The 15796-nt window shown below is 73.6% G+C and carries 13 protein-coding genes; 7 read left to right on the forward strand and 6 right to left on the reverse strand.

Annotation, left to right across the window (positions count from 1 at the left end):
- Window positions 1-307 precede the first annotated feature (307 nt).
- From ACFYUZ_RS33100 to ACFYUZ_RS33110, 3 genes are all read left to right on the forward strand, one after another.
- The gene (locus ACFYUZ_RS33100) at window positions 308-1087 is read left to right on the forward strand and encodes an SDR family oxidoreductase (protein ID WP_389315519.1); all 780 of its coding nucleotides are present in this window, start codon (window positions 308-310) and stop codon (window positions 1085-1087) included.
- Window positions 1088-1128: 41 nt separating this feature from the next.
- Window positions 1129-2205, forward strand: a complete 1077-nt coding sequence (locus tag ACFYUZ_RS33105) for a P1 family peptidase (RefSeq protein ID WP_389315521.1) — start codon at window positions 1129-1131, stop codon at window positions 2203-2205.
- Window positions 2206-2277: 72 nt separating this feature from the next.
- Entirely contained in the window at window positions 2278-3120 is an 843-nt protein-coding gene (locus tag ACFYUZ_RS33110; RefSeq protein WP_389315523.1) for a DUF6227 family protein, read from the forward strand.
- A 213-nt stretch (window positions 3121-3333) separates the two neighbouring features.
- On the opposite strand, the gene ACFYUZ_RS33115 is transcribed toward ACFYUZ_RS33110, so the two are convergent.
- A complete protein-coding gene (locus tag ACFYUZ_RS33115; RefSeq protein WP_389315525.1) occupies window positions 3334-4866 on the reverse strand; it encodes an MFS transporter in 1533 nt (510 codons plus the stop codon).
- 62 nt (window positions 4867-4928) lie between these two features.
- On the opposite strand from ACFYUZ_RS33115, the gene ACFYUZ_RS33120 reads away from it, so the two are divergent.
- Entirely contained in the window at window positions 4929-5888 is a 960-nt protein-coding gene (locus tag ACFYUZ_RS33120) for a helix-turn-helix transcriptional regulator (protein ID WP_389315527.1), read from the forward strand.
- Between the two features lie 184 nt (window positions 5889-6072).
- On the opposite strand, the gene ACFYUZ_RS33125 is transcribed toward ACFYUZ_RS33120, so the two are convergent.
- Window positions 6073-7074 carry an RNA polymerase sigma factor RpoD/SigA gene (locus ACFYUZ_RS33125; RefSeq protein WP_389315529.1) on the reverse strand — a complete coding sequence of 334 codons (1002 nt, stop codon included), beginning with the start codon at window positions 7072-7074 and terminating at the stop codon, window positions 6073-6075.
- Window positions 7075-7511: 437 nt separating this feature from the next.
- Between ACFYUZ_RS33125 and ACFYUZ_RS33130 the strand changes: the two genes are divergently transcribed.
- Entirely contained in the window at window positions 7512-8519 is a 1008-nt protein-coding gene (locus ACFYUZ_RS33130; protein WP_389315531.1) for a questin oxidase family protein, read from the forward strand.
- Between the two features lie 4 nt (window positions 8520-8523).
- On the opposite strand, the gene ACFYUZ_RS33135 is transcribed toward ACFYUZ_RS33130, so the two are convergent.
- Window positions 8524-9312 (reverse strand): dioxygenase, encoded by a 789-nt coding sequence (locus ACFYUZ_RS33135; RefSeq protein ID WP_389315533.1) that lies wholly within the window; start codon window positions 9310-9312, stop codon window positions 8524-8526.
- An 81-nt stretch (window positions 9313-9393) separates the two neighbouring features.
- Here ACFYUZ_RS33135 and ACFYUZ_RS33140 point away from each other — a divergent pair, with 81 nt between their 5' ends.
- A complete protein-coding gene (locus ACFYUZ_RS33140) occupies window positions 9394-9900 on the forward strand; it encodes a MarR family winged helix-turn-helix transcriptional regulator (protein WP_389315535.1) in 507 nt (168 codons plus the stop codon).
- A 141-nt stretch (window positions 9901-10041) separates the two neighbouring features.
- Here ACFYUZ_RS33140 and ACFYUZ_RS33145 read toward each other — a convergent pair whose 3' ends face one another.
- Together ACFYUZ_RS33145 and ACFYUZ_RS33150 are read right to left on the reverse strand one after the other, a co-directional pair.
- Window positions 10042-11571 (reverse strand): MFS transporter, encoded by a 1530-nt coding sequence (locus ACFYUZ_RS33145; protein ID WP_389315537.1) that lies wholly within the window; start codon window positions 11569-11571, stop codon window positions 10042-10044.
- A 96-nt stretch (window positions 11572-11667) separates the two neighbouring features.
- The gene (locus ACFYUZ_RS33150; RefSeq protein ID WP_389315539.1) at window positions 11668-12330 is read right to left on the reverse strand and encodes a TetR/AcrR family transcriptional regulator; all 663 of its coding nucleotides are present in this window, start codon (window positions 12328-12330) and stop codon (window positions 11668-11670) included.
- Window positions 12331-12619: 289 nt separating this feature from the next.
- Between ACFYUZ_RS33150 and ACFYUZ_RS33155 the strand changes: the two genes are divergently transcribed.
- The gene (locus ACFYUZ_RS33155) at window positions 12620-13891 is read left to right on the forward strand and encodes a M6 family metalloprotease domain-containing protein (protein WP_389315540.1); all 1272 of its coding nucleotides are present in this window, start codon (window positions 12620-12622) and stop codon (window positions 13889-13891) included.
- A gap of 69 nt (window positions 13892-13960) precedes the next feature.
- On the opposite strand, the gene ACFYUZ_RS33160 is transcribed toward ACFYUZ_RS33155, so the two are convergent.
- The gene (locus ACFYUZ_RS33160) at window positions 13961-15604 is read right to left on the reverse strand and encodes a class I adenylate-forming enzyme family protein (RefSeq protein ID WP_389315542.1); all 1644 of its coding nucleotides are present in this window, start codon (window positions 15602-15604) and stop codon (window positions 13961-13963) included.
- Between the last annotated feature and the right edge of the window lie 192 nt (window positions 15605-15796).

Below are 15796 nucleotides of genomic sequence, written 5' to 3' on the forward strand. Positions count from 1 at the left end.
GCGGGTCCAGGCGCGGAACGCGGAGGCGCCGCGAAGGGCGCCGTCCCGTGTGCCCACCCGTCCCGCCCCAGCGGGACGATTGCCCACACGGGGCGGGGGCGGCGGCGGCACCGTCCCGGCGGGCGCGGCCCACACGGGCGGGTGGCGGGGCGGCACCACCACGCGGGTGCGGGCCCGTGCAAGGGTGGCCGGCCGTGGCCGGGTAGGTCCGTCAGGGGGCTGTCAGTGGTTCGTCAGGGGGCCGCGTGAGTCTTCTTCCCGTACCCCGGGGAACGCCCCGGGCCCCAAGGCCGAGGAGATCGCCACCATGACCACCACCACCCGCACCGCCCTCGTCACCGGCTCCTCCCGGGGGATCGGCCGGGCGATCGCCCGGCGGCTCGCCGCCGACGGGATGCTCGTCGCCGTGCACTACGGGCAGGACGCCGCCGCCGCGCAGGAGACCGTGGACCTGATCGTCCGGGACGGCGGGCGGGCCTTCTCCGTCGGGGCCGATCTGGCCGCGCACGACGGGGTGCTCGCCCTGGTCGCGGGCGTCCGGGCCGGGCTCGCCGCCCACACCGGGGAGGCCGCGCTCGACGTCCTGGTCAACAACGCCGCCGCGACCGCCTCGGGCGGTCACCTCGCGGACGAGACGCCCGAGCGGTTCGACCGCGTCTTCGCGGTCAACGTCCGGGCGCCGTACTTCCTGGTGCAGGGGCTGCTGCCGATGCTGCGCGACGGCGGACGGATCATCAACATCGGTTCGGCGGTCACCCGGATCGCGCTCGCCGACGAGCTGGCGTACGCGATGACGAAGGGGGCGATGGAGACCTTCACGCGCACGCTCGCCAACGTGGTCGGGGAGCGCCGGATCACCGTCAACACGGTCGCCCCCGGCCCGACGCAGACCGCCGGCCTCACCGCCGCCATGGCGGCGATGCCCCAGCTGGAGAGCATGCTGATCGGCGGTCAGGCGCTGCCGTGGGTCGGGCAGCCGGAGGACATCGCCGACCCGGTGGCCTTCCTGGCCTCGGAGGAAGGCCGCTGGATCACCGGCACCGTGCTCGACGCCTCGGGCGGCACCTACCTCGGCCCCAAGCGCTGAGCGGGGCCGTGGGGAGCCGGGGCCCGTGGTAGGCAGGGGACATGACACTTCCCGAAGCGACGGACGGGCAGGACGGGATCACCGACGTGGGCGGGCTGCGCGTGGGGCACGCGCGCGTGGCCGGTCCCGGGGCGCTGAGCGGCACCACGGTGGTCCTGGCCCCGGAGGGCGGGGTCGTGGCCGCCGTGGACGTCCGGGGCGGCGGGCCGGGCACGCGGGAGACGGACGCCCTGGACCCGCGGAACGTGGTCCAGCGGATCGACGCGGTCGTCCTGACGGGCGGCAGCGCGTACGGCCTGGATTCGGCCGCCGGGGTGATGGCCTGGCTGGCGGAGCGGAACCGGGGCGTGCGGGTGGGTCCCGACCCGTCCCACGTGGTGCCGGTGGTGCCCGCCGCGTGCGTCTTCGACCTGGGCCGGGGCGGCGACTTCACGGCCCGGCCGGACGCGGCGACGGGCCGGGCGGCGGCGGAGGCGGCCGCCGCGAGCGGGGACCACGCGCGCGTGGAGACGGGCGCGGTAGGGGCGGGCACGGGGGCCGTGGCCGGCGGTCTGCGGGGCGGGGTGGGGACGGCGAGCACCGTCCTGGAGTCGGGGATCACGGTCGGCGCGCTGGTCGTGGTGAACGCGGTGGGTTCGCCCGTCGACCCGTCGACGGGCGTCCCGTACGGCAGCTACTTCGAGGCCGGCCGGCCCGCCTTCCCTGACCCGGCGGTCCACGAGGCGGCCCGACGGCGGCTGGCGGAGGCACGGAGGGCGTCCGCCCCTCCCCCGCTGAACACCACGCTCGCCGTGGTCGCGACGGACGCGGCGCTGACCCGGGCCCAGGCGCGGAAGGTCGCGGGCACGGCGCACGACGGCATCGCGCGCGCGGTGCGTCCGGTGCACCTGATGAACGACGGGGACACGGTCTTCGCGCTCGCCACCGGGGGGCGGGAACTGCCGGAGGGGGCGGGCCCGCTCGCCCTGAACGAGATCCTGGCGGCGGGCGCGGACCTGGTGACCCGGGCGATCGTCCGCGCGGTCCTCGCGGCCCCGGGCGGCCTGCGCGGTCCCGGCGGCGACTTCCCCTCGTACGGCGAGCTGTACGGACCGGAGGCGGGCGCGTACTGCCGGTAAGGGGAAGGGAGTTGGGAAAATCCGCGGGAACTTCCCGAGAGGGCCCTTCGTTTTGCCGGAACCCCGGACACGATGTCAGACCCAGGGACTACGTTAAGCAAGCACCAAGTGACATGCGGCGACGGCCTGGAGACCCTCTTGAACGATCCGCAGGATCCTCACGATCCGTACGAGACGACCGAGACGCACCTTGAGCGGCTCCTCGGCCGGGCGCTCAACTCCTTCGACCTGCCCGACTCGACCGTCGAGCGCCTCGGCACGGCGCTCGCCCACTCCAGCGCGCTGCACTCCTCGCACCACAGCGCGTCGCTGCACCGCACGACCCACCGCCACACCTATCTGCTCGCCGACGGCAGCGCGCTCAGCCTCTGGGAGCTCGTGCACAACGCCGGCCGGGACGGCGCCGAGCAGCACGAGCTGTACACGGAGGAGTCGGAGGCGCGGCTCGCCGCCTCCCGCCTCCCGACCGGGCCGCTGCAGGGCTGGGCGGCGGAGCGCTCCGACGGCCGCGTCCTCGACGAGGACGACGACCTGGAGCTGCTGAGCTCCCTGCTCGCCCGTCCGATACCCGCTCAGCCCCGGATGTACGTGCCGGACAACTCCGCCGACCACGCGCGCCGCGTCCTGCGCCGCGCGGAGAACGCGGACCGGCCGGGCGAGCGGACGGCCCGCCGTCTCCGGCTGGCCTTCGCGCACCACATCACGCAGGCCTTCGGACGCCACTGCGCGGTGGAGGGCGGCCGGGACGCCGGCTTCACCCTCTACGAGCACCAGTTCCTGCTGCTCGACGGCAGCGAGGTCAGCCTCTGGGAGGTCGAGCACACGGCGACGCCGGACGGCCGGCACATGTGCGAGGTGTACGAGGACGAGCACGCGGCCCGCGACGCGATGGAGTCCCGCTCCCGCGTCCGCTGACGGCCTCCCCGCCGGTGGCGGGCACCGGCCCCGCCCCGTCCGTTCGGGGGACGGAGCGGGGCCGGTCGGCCGTCGGCGGGCCGGTCCGGATGGCCGACTCCGGCAAGCCGAACCACGCCGCGAAGGCGAAGAAGCGACCTGAAGCCGCCGAGGGGCGGTGCGCTCGTGATGCGCACCGCCCCTCCCGGTCCGGCCCCTCCCGTCACGAAGGGCTCAGTGCGTGAGCGCCGGCTCCTTCCCGATCTCCGGGGCGACGTCCTCGACGTCGCCTCCGCCGCCCTCCAGGTGCTGCTTCGGCTTCGCCGGCAGCGCGAACATCACCAGGAAGATCAGGGCGAGCACACCGGCCGCCCAACCCAGCGAGTTCTGGAAGGCGTTCGTGAAGGCCGCGCCCACCTCGGCCGGGGCCTCGGCGAGCCGCTCGTCGTCGATCGCCCCGAAGAAGACCACCGACACCAGGCCGAGGCCCAGCGCGTTGCCCATCTGCCCGGTCGTGTTGATCAGGCCCGAGGCCGAACCGGCGTGCTCCTTCGGCACCTCGGACAGCACCGCGTCCGTCAGCGGCGCCACGATCAGGCCCATGCCGAGGCCCATGACCACCAGCGGCGGGATCATCTGCCAGGAGTGGATGCCGGTCCCGTACCGCCCGGCCACGAAGAAGTAGAGCAGGATGCCCGCGATCATCGTCAGCGCGCCCGCCTGGAGCACCTTCCGGCCGAAGCGCGGGACCAGCTTCTGCACCGACATGCCCGCGGCCGTCGACACCGCGATCGAGAAGGGCACCCCGGTCAGACCCGCCTTCAGCGGGCTCCAGCCCAGGCCGATCTGCATGTAGAGCGTCCACACGAGGAAGAAGATGCCGAGCACGACGCCGAAGGTCAGCTGCACCGCGATGCCGGCCGCGAAGCTCTTCACCTTGAACAGCGACAGCTCGACGAGCGGCGAACCGTCCTTCTTCGTCTTGTACTTCTCGTACGCCACGAGCGCGCCGAAGACGAGCAGGCTGCCGGCCATCATCAGGTGGCCCCACAGCGGCCAGTCCAGCTCGCGGCCGCGCGTCAGCGGGTAGACCAGCATCAGCAGCGCGGCCGTCACCAGGAGCACGCCGACCATGTCGAGCTTGAGCGCCTTCGGCGCCTTCGACTCGGTGATGAACTTCCGGCCCAGGAACAGGGCCGCGACGCCGACCGGCAGGTTGATCAGGAAGATCGGGCGCCACTCCAGGCCCGCGATGTTCCACTGGGTGAGCAGCGCGCCCAGCAGCGGGCCGGAGACCGCGCCGAGGCCGATGATCGCGCCGAACATCCCGAAGACCTTGCCGCGCTCGTGCGCCGGGAAGGTGACGTGGATGATCGACAGGACCTGCGGCACCATCATCGCGGCCGCCGCGCCCTGGAGCAGGCGGGAGCCGACCAGCATCTCCTGGTTGGCCGCGAAGCCGCAGAGCGCCGAGGCGAGGGTGAAGCCGGCGGTGCCGAGGAGGAAGAGGCGCTTGCGGCCGTAGATGTCCCCGAGCCGCCCGCCCGTGATCAGACCGGCGGCGAACGCGAGCGCGTATCCGGCGGTGATCCACTGGATGGCCCCGAACGAGGCCCCGAGGTCCTTCTCGATGCTGGGGATCGCGATGTTGACGATCGTGGCGTCGACCAGGTCCATGAAAGCGGCGGTCATGACGATGGCGAGGGCGATCCAGCGCCGCTTGTCGCCTGTCGCGGCCGCTTCGGTGGCGGCGTCGTGTGAACTCATAAGAGGAAGATAGAAGTCATGTAGGTCAGGTCATGTCCTAGATGGGCCGCATCCTGGAAGACATGACGGACACTCCCGCACGACTCCTGAATCTGCTCTCGCTCCTCCAGACCCCGCGCGAGTGGCCGGGAAGCGAGCTCGCCGAACGGCTCTCGGTCTCCCCGCGCACCATCCGGCGGGACATCGACCGGCTCCGCGACCTCGGCTACCCCGTCGAGGCGACCATGGGCGCCGTCGGCGGCTACCGCCTCGTCGCCGGGACGGCCATGCCGCCGCTGCTCCTCGACGACGAGGAGGCCGTCGCGATCGCCGTCGGCCTGCGCGCCGGGGCCGGGCACGCCATCGAGGGCGTCGACGAGGCGTCCGTACGGGCCCTGGCGAAGCTGGAACAGGTGCTGCCCGCGCGGCTCCGGCACCGGGTCTCCGTCCTCCAGAACGCGACGATCCCGCTGACCCGCGGGGACGGGGCCACCGTCACCACCGCCACCCTGACCACGCTCGCGAGCACGATCACGGGGCACGAGCGGCTGCGGTTCGGCTACCGGGCGGGGGACGGCACGGAGACGAAACGGCTCGTGGAACCGTACCGGCTGGTGTCGACCGGGCGGCGCTGGTACCTCGTCGCGTACGACCTGGGGCGCGAGGACTGGCGGACCTTCCGGGTGGACCGGGTCAGCGAGCCCTTCCCGACGGGGGCGCGCTTCGCGCCGCGGGAGCTGCCGTCCGGCGACGCCGCGACCTACATGGCCCGCTCCATGGCGCGGGCCCAGGGCGAGGTCGACCTCGACGTGACGTTCGCCGCGCCGCTCGAGTTCGTCGTGGCGCGCCTCCCGTCCCACCTCGTGCCGGTGGCGACGGGGCCGGACCGCTGCCGGCTGCGGGCGCGCGTCGCGGACTCGGTGGAATGGCTGGCGCTGCGGCTGGCGCTGATGGACGTCGACTTCACGGTTCACGGGCCGGAGCCGCTGATCGCGTACATGAGGGACCTGTCGACGAGACTCGCTTCGGCGTCGGGCGCCTGAAGCCGGCCCCGTCGTTGCGGACGGTCGTCCCGCCGGGACGGTGCCCGCCCCGCGCCCCCGTTGTGGGCAGGCGTCCCGCCGGGGCCAGGGGGTCCCCCCTGCTCGGGCGGGACGATTGCCCACACGGCGGGTGGGCCGGGGCGCCGCCCCGCCGGGCGCGGGCCCCACGGAGACGCCGGGCGCGTCAGGCCACCGCGTCGAAGCCCGTGTCGCGAGCCATCTTCTTCAGTTCCAGCAGCGCGTGCTTCTCGATCTGGCGGATCCGCTCGCGGGTCAGCCCGTGCTCCTTGCCGACCTCCGTCAGCGTCCGCTCGCGGCCGTCCTCGATGCCGTACCGCATGCGGATGATCGACGCCGTCCGGTGGTCGAGCTTGTCGATGAGGTCGTCGAGCTCCTCGCTGCGGAGGAGGGTCAGGACCGACTGCTCGGGGGAGACCGCCGAGGTGTCCTCCAGCAGGTCGCCGAACTGGGTCTCGCCCTCGTCGTCCACGGACATGTTCAGCGAGACGGGGTCCCGCGCCCAGTCCAGGACGTCGGTGACGCGCTCGGGCGTCGAGCCGAGCTCGGCGGCGATCTCGGCGGGCTCGGGCTCCCGGCCGTTCTCGCGGTTGAACTCGCGCTGCACCCGGCGGATCCGGCCGAGCTCCTCCACCAGGTGGACGGGGAGCCGGATGGTCCGGGACTGGTCGGCGATGGACCGGGTGATGGCCTGGCGGATCCACCACGTGGCGTACGTGGAGAACTTGAAGCCCTTCGCGTAGTCGAACTTCTCGACCGCGCGCACCAGGCCCGCGTTCCCCTCCTGGATCAGGTCGAGCAGCGGCAGGCCGCTGCGCGGGTAGCGCCGGGCGACGGCCACCACGAGCCGCAGGTTGGACTTGATGAAGAGGTCCTTGGCCCGCTCGCCCTCGGCGACCAGCGCTTCGAGCTCCTCGCGGGTCGCCCCGCCGGCCTCGCTCTCCACCTCTCCGTCGAGGATCTCCTGGGCGTAGACGCCCGCCTCGATGGTCTGGGAGAGCTCGACCTCCTTGGCGGCGTCGAGCAGGGGCGTGCGCGCGATCTCGTCGAGGTACATGCCGACCAGGTCGCGGTCGGCGATCTCCCCGCCCACGGCGCGAACGCTGCTTGCCCGTGCGGCCCCGCTCTGGGCGGAGGTCTGACGACGGGCGACGGCACGGGTTGCCATGCGTGCTCCCTTGCTGAGTAGGTCGCGACACCCTTCCGGGTGCCCTGCATCCGACGGAAACAACGACTGGAATCAGGACAGAATTCCCACGCGGCACATGGATTTTCGCGATCATGCAGTATCCTGCGCCGCCGCCACCCCCGCGGGCACACCGCGGGCGCCCACGGAGGTGCAGGTCAGACCGGGCACGGAGGGTGGGACGGCGCCCCTCGCGGGGTCTCCGACCACGCCGTCGGTGAGACCGCGATCACATGCGGCGCCATCCCTTCAGACGCCGTGACCCGATCCGCGGTTGCCTCCCGCGGCGGTGACCCGACGGCCGTGAGCCGAGGGCCGTGAGCCGAGGGCCGTGAGCCGGGGCGGGTCCCGGGGCCTAGGACGGGTCCTAGGCCCCGGGACCGTTCCGGCCGGGCCGCCGTCCGGCCTAGCGTCGCCCCATGACCGACACCACCGGCACCCTTGACGAGGCTCTCGAACGGCTCCACACCACGGGGCCCGAGCGGGGCGGCCGGCTCACCAACCACGCCCCCATGGCCGTCGAAGCCCTGGTCCGCCACGGCCAGGCCCCGGCCGTCCACCGCTGGCTCGACCACTACGCGCCGAAGCTGGAGGAGCTGCCGCCGGCGCACCTCCCGGTCACGGCGGGCGGCTGGCGGGAGGCGCTCGGCGATCCGGCCCGGATCACCGACTGGACCCGGTTCTTCGCCCGGGAGCTGGCGGACCGGCCGTGGCGGTCGGTCCTCGCCGAGTGGTGGCCCCGGCTGCTGCCCGGCATCGCGGGCGGCGCCACGCATCCGGTGATCCGCACCGGTCACGCCGTACGGACCCTGCTGGGCGGGGAGGAGACGGAGCCGCGCCGTGCCGAGCTGGCGCACGCCCTCGGTTACTGGGCGGCCCGCCACCAGCCGCTTCCGCCGCTCGCCCCGCTGGCCGCGGCGCCCTCCGCGGCGGCCGCGCTGGACGCCGTGCCGCCCGTTCCGGAGCAGGAGGGCGGGATCCGGGCCCGGCTCGCGCAGCTGACGGCGTTCCCGGTGTGGGGCGAGGCCCCGGATCCCGACACGGCGAGGGAGCTGCTCGTGGAGCTGGTGACGGCGGCGACGCACCGGTACGCGTCCCACGGCCACGGCGAGCCGATCATGCTGGTGCACGCGGCGACCGCGCCGAACGCGGTCCTGCGGACCCTGCCCGCGCTGCCCCGCGAGCTGTGGGCGCCGAGCGTGGCGGCGGCCTGGGCGGCGTCGGCCGCGGTGACGGCGGCCTACGCGCCGCGCGAGGCCGCCCCGTACGGGAGGACGGGGCTGACCGCCGAGGAGGTCTTCGAGCGGGCGGCGGCCCACGGCGACGACCACACGATCAAGTTCACGGACACGGCGCTCGACGTGGGCGATCCGCTCGCGCTGGCCGCCGCCGTCCGCTCGATCGACCTCAATCCGCCCGTCCTGTAGCGGGTCAGCCAAACTGGACGGACCGCTTGGCGAGTCCCATCCAGAAGCCGTCGATCACCGAGCGCTCCGCGTCGAGGTCGCCGGCCGCGTCCGCCGCGCCCATGGTGACGAAGAGCGGGGCGAAGTGCTCCGTACGGGGGTGGGCGAGGCGGCCGGCGGGCGACTTGTGCTCGAAGTCCAGGAGGGAGTCGACGTCGTGCGCGGCGAGCGCCTCGCTGCCCCAGGCGTCGAACTCGGCGGACCAGCCGGGGACGCCGGGTCCGGTGTGGCGGAGGGCGGCGAGGTTGTGGGTGAAGAAGCCGCTGCCGACGATCAGGACGCCCTCGTCGCGCAGCGGGGCGAGCCTGCGCCCGATGTCCATGAGCCGGCGCGGGTCGAGGGTGGGCATGGAGATCTGGAGGACGGGGATGTCGGCGCCGGGGAACATCTCGACGAGCGGCACGTACGCGCCGTGGTCGAGGCCCCGGTCGGGGATGTCCTGCACGGGCGTGCCGGGGGCGCGGAGCAGCTTGCGGACGGCCTCGGCGAGCTGCGGGGCGCCGGGGGCGGCGTACTGGACGCGGTAGTAGTGCTCGGGGAAGCCCCAGAAGTCGTAGACGAGGGGGACGGTCTCGGTGGCGCCGAGCGCGAGCGGGGCCTCCTCCCAGTGGGCGGAGACCATGAGGATGGCCCTGGGGCGCGGGAGGCCGGCGGACCAGGCGGCGAGCTCGCCGGGCCAGACGGGGTCGTCGGCGAGCGGCGGGGCGCCGTGGGACAGGTAGAGGGCGGGCATCCGTACCGGTGCGGTCTCCATGACGGCCTCCATTCTTGAAACTTCAAGCTTCCAGGGGCAGCGTAAACCTACATAGTTCAACTTTCAAGAACGAGTCGTACGATGGGACCCATGGGAGACATGACCGAACCCCGCTGGCTGACCGACGAGGAGCAGCACGTCTGGCGTGCCTACCTGCATGCCACCACGCTCCTGGAGGACCACCTCGACCGCCAGTTGCAGCGCGACGCCGGGATGCCGCACGTCTACTACGGGCTCCTCGTCCAGCTCTCCCAGGCCCCCCGCCGCCGGCTGCGGATGACCGAGCTGGCCCGGAGCGCCAAGATCACCCGCTCCCGTCTCTCCCACGCGGTCGCCCGCCTGGAGAAGAACGGCTGGGTGCGGCGCGAGGACTGCCCCTCCGACAAGCGCGGGCAGTTCGCCCAGCTGACGGACGAGGGCATGGAGGTCCTGCGGCGCAACGCGCCCGGCCATGTGGCGGCCGTCCGTCAGGCCATGTTCGACCGGCTCTCCCCCGAGCAGGTGGAGCAGCTCGGCACGATCATGCGCGCCATGGCCGAGGGCCTCGAACCGACGGACGCGGACGCGGACCTGCCCTGGCTCCGCTGAGCAGGGCGAGGCGGCCGGAGAACGGGACCGCCCCGGCTCCGCAGTGAGAGCGGAGCCGGGGCGGTCCCGTACCGGGCCGAAGCGGCGGTCCCGGACCCGGCCGAGGAACGGTCCCGTACCGGGCCGAGGGCGTGAGGGCCGTCAGTGCGCCATGACCGGCACCTTCACCTCGTCCTGCGCGTCCTCGCCGGACCCGGCGACCGGGCCGGTCCGCGGCTTGCCGGTGTTGATGAAGACGAAGGCGATCGTGGCCGAGACGACCAGGATGCCGACGGCCCACCAGATGGCCGCCGTGTACCCCTCGACCATGCTCTGGAGCTGGAGCAGCTTCTGCGCGGCCGGGGTGGTCGCGCCGGCGGCGTGGCCGGTCAGGTAGGCGGTGGTCGCCGAGGCGGCGATCGTGTTCAGCAGGGCCGTGCCGATGGCGCCGCCGACCTGCTGCGAGGTGTTGACCATCGCGGAGGCCACACCGGCGTCCCGCGGGTCCACGCCCAGCGTCGCGAGCGACATGGCCGGCATGAACGCCGTGCCCATGCCCAGGCCGAGGAGCAGCTGCGCGGGCAGGATCAGCCCGGCGTACGAGGTGCCGACCTCCAGCTGGGTGAGGAGCAGCATGCCGATGCCGGCGGTCAGGAAGCCGGGCGCCATCAGGAACCGCGGCGGGACGCGGGTCATCAGGCGCGTGCCGATCTGGGTCGAGCCCGTGATCATGCCCACGATCATCGGCAGGAACGCGAAGCCCGTCTTGACCGGCGTGTACCCCTTCACGACCTGGAGGTAGTACGTCAGGAAGAGGAACAGGCCGAACATCGCGATGACGGCGAGGCCCAGCGACAGGTAGACACCGCCGCGGTTGCGGTCGGTGACGACGCGCAGCGGGAGCAGCGGGGACTTCACCCGCGACTCGGTGAGCGCGAAGGAGAGGAGCAGCACGGCGGAGGCGACGAAGAGGCCGATCGTGCCGGCGTCGCTCCAGCCGGCGGACTCGGCGCGCGTGAAGCCGTACACCAGCGAGACGAGGCCGAGGGTGGAGAGGATCACGCCGGGGATGTCGAGCGGCGAGCGGTTGCGGCCGCCCGCGGGCTCGCGGACGACGAGGTACGCGCCGACGGCGGCGACCACGGCGAACGGGATGTTGACGAAGAAGGTCCAGCGCCAGTTCAGGTACTCGGTGAGGAAGCCGCCGAGGATCAGGCCCACGGCGCCGCCGCCACCGGCGATCGCGCCGTAGATGCCGAAGGCCTTCGCGCGCTCCTTGGCGTCGGTGAAGGTCACGGCGAGCAGCGAGAGCGCGGCGGGCGCGAGGAGCGCGCCGAAGGCGCCCTGGAGCGCGCGGGCACCGAGCATCATCGCCTCGCCGGTCGCGGCCCCGCCCAGGGCGGAGGCGGCGGCGAAGCCGATCAGGCCGGTGACGAAGGTCCGCTTGCGACCCCACAGGTCGGCTATGCGGCCGCCGAAGAGGAGCAGACCGCCGAAGGCGAGGGCGTAGGCGGTGATGACCCACTGCCGGTTGCCGTCCGAGATCCCGAGGTCCTGCTGGGCGGAGGGCAGGGCGATGTTCACGATCGTCGCGTCGAGCACGACCATCAGCTGGGCGAGGGCGATGAAGATCAGGGCTTTCCAGCGGCCGGGGTCGGCCTGGACCGCGGTCGTCTCGGGGGTTTCAGGCATGGGGGTAGCCACCTCTTGGCGCGTACGGGTGAAAAAGGGACGTGAGGAAACGGGGATGGGGAAGCGGGGATCACATAAGGCGTGGGGCGGATCGGGTCACGACGAACAGGAGTCGCGCCTCAGGTCCTCCAGGGTCGCGGCCTTCCCGGGCAGCTCGGAGCGGGCGGGCAGCTCCAGGCCGTCGAGGAAGATCTGCAGGTGGCGGTGGACGAACTGGTCGAAGGACTCGCAGCCCGTGCCGGGCAGCGGGCGGGTCAGCTGGGAGAGGGCCACCATCAGGTCCCCGAGGCCCACGTCGGTGCGCATCCGGCCGGCCCGCTGCGCCCGCTCGATGAGGCCCTGGACGACCTCTCCCAGGCGGTCGCGGCCGGCGATCAGGTCGGGGTGGTCCTTGTCGAAGTCGCCCTCGAGCATCGGGCACAGGGCTCCGACGCGCTCGTCGGCGGCTCCGTGGACGAAGCGGCGGAGGGCGGCGAAGGTGTCGCCCTCCTCCTCCGTGGCCCGCTCGGCGACCTCGATGACGCGGTCCACGAGCGAGAGGACGACCTCGTGGACGAGGTCGCTGCGCTCGGGGAAGTTCCGGTAGAGCGTGGCGTTCCCGACGCCGGCCCGGCGCGCGACCTCGTCGTAGGGCACCTGGCAGCCGAACTCGACGAACATCTCGCGGGCCGCCGTCACGAGCCGCTCGCGGTTGCGCAGGGCGTCGGCGCGCGGGCGCGGTACGCGACGGGCGGGCGCGGTGCCGGGGGTGCTGGTCACGCCACGACCTCCTCACAGTCATCCAGGGGTACATCCGGGGAGTGAGTCCCCACTTGCTTCGACACAGGCGTAAACGGGGACCGAGTCCCCGGTTATTTCCCGGGCCCCCTGTGACCCGCGTCACAAACCTCCGGCCCCGTGGAATACCCACGATCGGGCCACCCGGCGCGCGCCCCCGGACCCCGCGCTCCAGGCTGATCGCACAGCGCGGACCCGCGGAGGGGTCCGCGGCGCCCACCCGCGGAAGGGGTCCGCGGCGCCGACCTGCCCCCCACCGGAGAGGCGACGTATGCAGCACCCCCGCCGACGGATACGCAGGCCCGTCGCCCTGGCGGCGGCCACGGCCCTCTCCCTCACCCTGCTCGCCTCGGCGAGCACCACCCTCCCCGGTCCCGCCCCCGCCTCGGCGGGCCCCGTGGCCGCCGCGCCGACCGGCGCCCAGCTGGGACCGTGCCGCATCGCCACCACGATGGGCGTGCAGATGTCGGAGGGGCTGCCCACCGCCCCCGGATACGTGCGCTCCACGGGCCGGGTCAGGGCCCTCAACCTGATGGTCGACTTCTCCGACGCCCCGGGGGACGGCACGGCGATGGGCCGCTTCCGGGAGTTCTTCCCGCAGACCGCCGACTGGTTCCGCACCAGCTCGTACGGGCGGCTGCGCTACCAGGCCGAGGCGCCGATACCCGACTGGCTGCGGATGCCCCGGCCGTTCTCCTCGTACGGCATCGAGCGCGGCTCACCGTACGAACCGGGCTACCGCTCCCTCGTCGAGGACATCGTGAAGGCCGCCGACGCCCGGGTGGACTTCAGCGCCTACGACCTGCTCAACGTGCTCGTCACCCCGAACGCCGGGCCCTCCGCCCTCGACACCGTCCTGTCCGTGACCTTCTCCGGCAACGACGACGCCCCCTACGCCGACGGCGTGCCGCTCGCCAACACGTCCTTCGTCTACAGCCGCCAGGACGACGGCTCCGGCAGCTTCGCCGAGACCGGGTACCGCGTCCTGCCCCACGAGAACGGCCACGTCTTCGGCCTGCCCGACCTCTACACCTCGGACGGCGGCGGCACCGTCGGGCACTGGGACATCATGTCCGAGGACTGGGGCGCCAACAACGACCTCCTCGGCTGGCACAAGTGGAAGCTGGGCTGGCTCGACAACGACCAGGTCAGCTGTGCCTCGAAGCCCGGGACCGGGGACTACAGCCTCACGCCCCTCTCGGTCTCCGGAGGCCCCAAGCTCGCCTTCGTCCCGCTCTCCGGCACCTCCGGATACGCCGTCGAGGTCCGCAGCAAGGGCGGCAACGACGAGGCCGTCTGCGAGCAGGGGGTCCTCGTCTACCGGGTGGAGTCCGACGTGGACACCGGCCAGGGCCCGGTGACCGTGGCCGACAGCGACCGGGCCAGCGGCGGCTGCACCCGCCGGGCCAACGTCCACGCGGAGCTGTCGGACGCCCCGTACCGCCCCGGCGAGACCTTCACGGACCACGCCAACGGCATCCGGATCACCGTCCTCGACGAGGACGGGAACGGCACGTACCGGGTCCGGATCACCCGGCAGTGAGGCATCCGGCGCACTCGGCACGGCACCGGACCGCCCGGCGGTGAACCCTCCGGCCGGCCCGGCACCGGATCACACGGCTCCGGGGTCCCCGGCGAGCGCGTCCCGCAGCTCCCGCTTGAGGATCTTCCCCGTGGGGTTCCGGGGCAGCTCCTCCGTCCGCACGAGGATCCGCGCGGGCACCTTGAAGGCGGCGAGGCGCGTCCCCACGTGCGCCCGCAGCGCCTCGGCCGTCCCGGCTCCCGCGTCCGCGCCGGGGCGCAGCCGCACCACGGCCACGACCTCCTCCCCGAGCAGCGGGTGCGGCACCCCGAGCACGGCGGCGTCGACGACGTCCGGGTGCCCGTGCAGCACGCCCTCGACCTCGACGCAGTACACGTTCTCGCCGCCGCGGATCACCATGTCGGTGAGCCGGTCGACGACGGCGACCCGACCGTCCGCGTCGACGCGGGCGAGGTCACCGGTCCGGAACCAGCCGTCCTCGGTGAAGGCGGCACGGGTGGCGGCATCGTCCCCCCAGTACCCGCGGATCAGGCACTGTCCGCGCAGCCACAGCTCCCCCACGCCCTCGGCGTCGGGCCGCTCCACGCGCACCTCGGTGACGGGCGAGGGCCGGCCGACGCTCCCGGGGTGGGCCCGGTACTCGGCGCCGACGTTCGACAGGACCCCGCCGCAGGTCTCGGTCAGCCCGTACCCGTTCCGGGGCTCGATCCGCTCCCCGTACCCCTCGGCGAGGCCCGCGACGATCCCGGGCGGGGCGGCGGCGCCCCCGGTGCTGAGGAGCGTGAGGCTGGTCAGCGGGTCCCCGGTGCCGCGGGCGAGGTCGAGCAGCTGGAGCGCGGTGGTGGGGACGCCCGCGAAGTGGGTGACGCCCTCGTCCCGGATCAGTCCGAGTGCGCGCTCCGCGTCCCACTTCCGCATCATCACCAGGGTCCCGCCGGCCGCCATGACGGCGTAGAACGACGTGAACGCGGCGACGTGGAAGAACGGGAACGTGGTCAGGGACACGATCTCCGGTCCGGTCCCGGGCACCTCCCCGCGCGCGAGGGCCGCGGCGGCGGCGAAGTACCGGGGGTTCATGGCGGCCCCGGCCTGCGCGCGGTGCGTGGCGACGGCCCCCTTGGGCCGCCCGGTGGTGCCGGAGGTGTAGATGATGGTGGCGTCGTGCTCGGGCAGGACGTCCACGGGCGGCGGCCCGGGCAGCGGATCGGTGTCGGCGACGTACGCGGCGAACCCCTCCTCGGCCTCCCCCCGGAAGACGATCCCCGGCACCCCGCTGCGCGCGGCCCACTCCCGCACCCGCCCGACCCGCTCCCCGTCGACGAGCAGCACGCCGGGCGCGCAGTCGTCGAGCGCGTACGCGAGCTCGTCCTCGGTCCACCAGGCGTTGAGCGGCACGGCGACGAGCCCGGCGAGCTGCGCGGCCCAGAAGGCGATCTGCCACTCGGGCAGGTTCCGCATGGCCACCACGGCCCGGTCCCCCGGCCGCAGCCCGTACTCCCCGACGAGCCGGCGCGCGAGGCCGCAGGCGGCGTCGAAGAACTCCCGATAGGTCATCCGCACGTCCTCGGACACGAGGAACGTCCGGTCCCCGTGGCCCCAGGTCACCTCGACGAACTCCCGCAGCGTCCGCGGGCCGCCGGCGTACGCCCCGTCCTCGACCGCGAAGGGCGCGCCGGGCGCGCAGAGCCGCTCCACCCCACCTGTCGTCGCCACGAGGACCTCCTGTCCGGACCGGGGAACACGATCGGCCGCCGGCTGAGCCGGCGGCCGCTCGTCATCCTTCCCGGATCAGGGGGCGATGTCCACGTCGGGCCGGTGGGGGGCGGTCGGCCCGAAGACCTTGTTCGGGGCGGCGGAACGGAAGGATGGGCCGGTTCTCCCCGTTTGATTCGGCAGAACCGTCCG

It is taken from the genome of Streptomyces sp. NPDC004266 (assembly GCF_042874095.1).
Taxonomy (GTDB): Bacteria; Actinomycetota; Actinomycetes; order Streptomycetales; family Streptomycetaceae; genus Streptomyces.

Excerpts from the sequence above, each read along its gene's own strand:
- ACFYUZ_RS33100 (WP_389315519.1), top strand. The coding sequence starts at position 308 with ATGACCACCACCACCCGCACCGCCCTCGTCACCGGCTCCTCCCGGGGG.
- ACFYUZ_RS33105 (WP_389315521.1), top strand. The coding sequence starts at position 1,129 with ATGACACTTCCCGAAGCGACGGACGGGCAGGACGGGATCACCGACGTG.
- ACFYUZ_RS33110 (WP_389315523.1), top strand. The coding sequence starts at position 2,278 with ATGTCAGACCCAGGGACTACGTTAAGCAAGCACCAAGTGACATGCGGC.
- ACFYUZ_RS33115 (WP_389315525.1), bottom strand. The coding sequence starts at position 4,866 with ATGAGTTCACACGACGCCGCCACCGAAGCGGCCGCGACAGGCGACAAG.
- ACFYUZ_RS33120 (WP_389315527.1), top strand. The coding sequence starts at position 4,929 with ATGACGGACACTCCCGCACGACTCCTGAATCTGCTCTCGCTCCTCCAG.
- ACFYUZ_RS33125 (WP_389315529.1), bottom strand. The coding sequence starts at position 7,074 with ATGGCAACCCGTGCCGTCGCCCGTCGTCAGACCTCCGCCCAGAGCGGG.
- ACFYUZ_RS33130 (WP_389315531.1), top strand. The coding sequence starts at position 7,512 with ATGACCGACACCACCGGCACCCTTGACGAGGCTCTCGAACGGCTCCAC.
- ACFYUZ_RS33135 (WP_389315533.1), bottom strand. The coding sequence starts at position 9,312 with ATGGAGACCGCACCGGTACGGATGCCCGCCCTCTACCTGTCCCACGGC.
- ACFYUZ_RS33140 (WP_389315535.1), top strand. The coding sequence starts at position 9,394 with ATGGGACCCATGGGAGACATGACCGAACCCCGCTGGCTGACCGACGAG.
- ACFYUZ_RS33145 (WP_389315537.1), bottom strand. The coding sequence starts at position 11,571 with ATGCCTGAAACCCCCGAGACGACCGCGGTCCAGGCCGACCCCGGCCGC.
- ACFYUZ_RS33155 (WP_389315540.1), top strand. The coding sequence starts at position 12,620 with ATGCAGCACCCCCGCCGACGGATACGCAGGCCCGTCGCCCTGGCGGCG.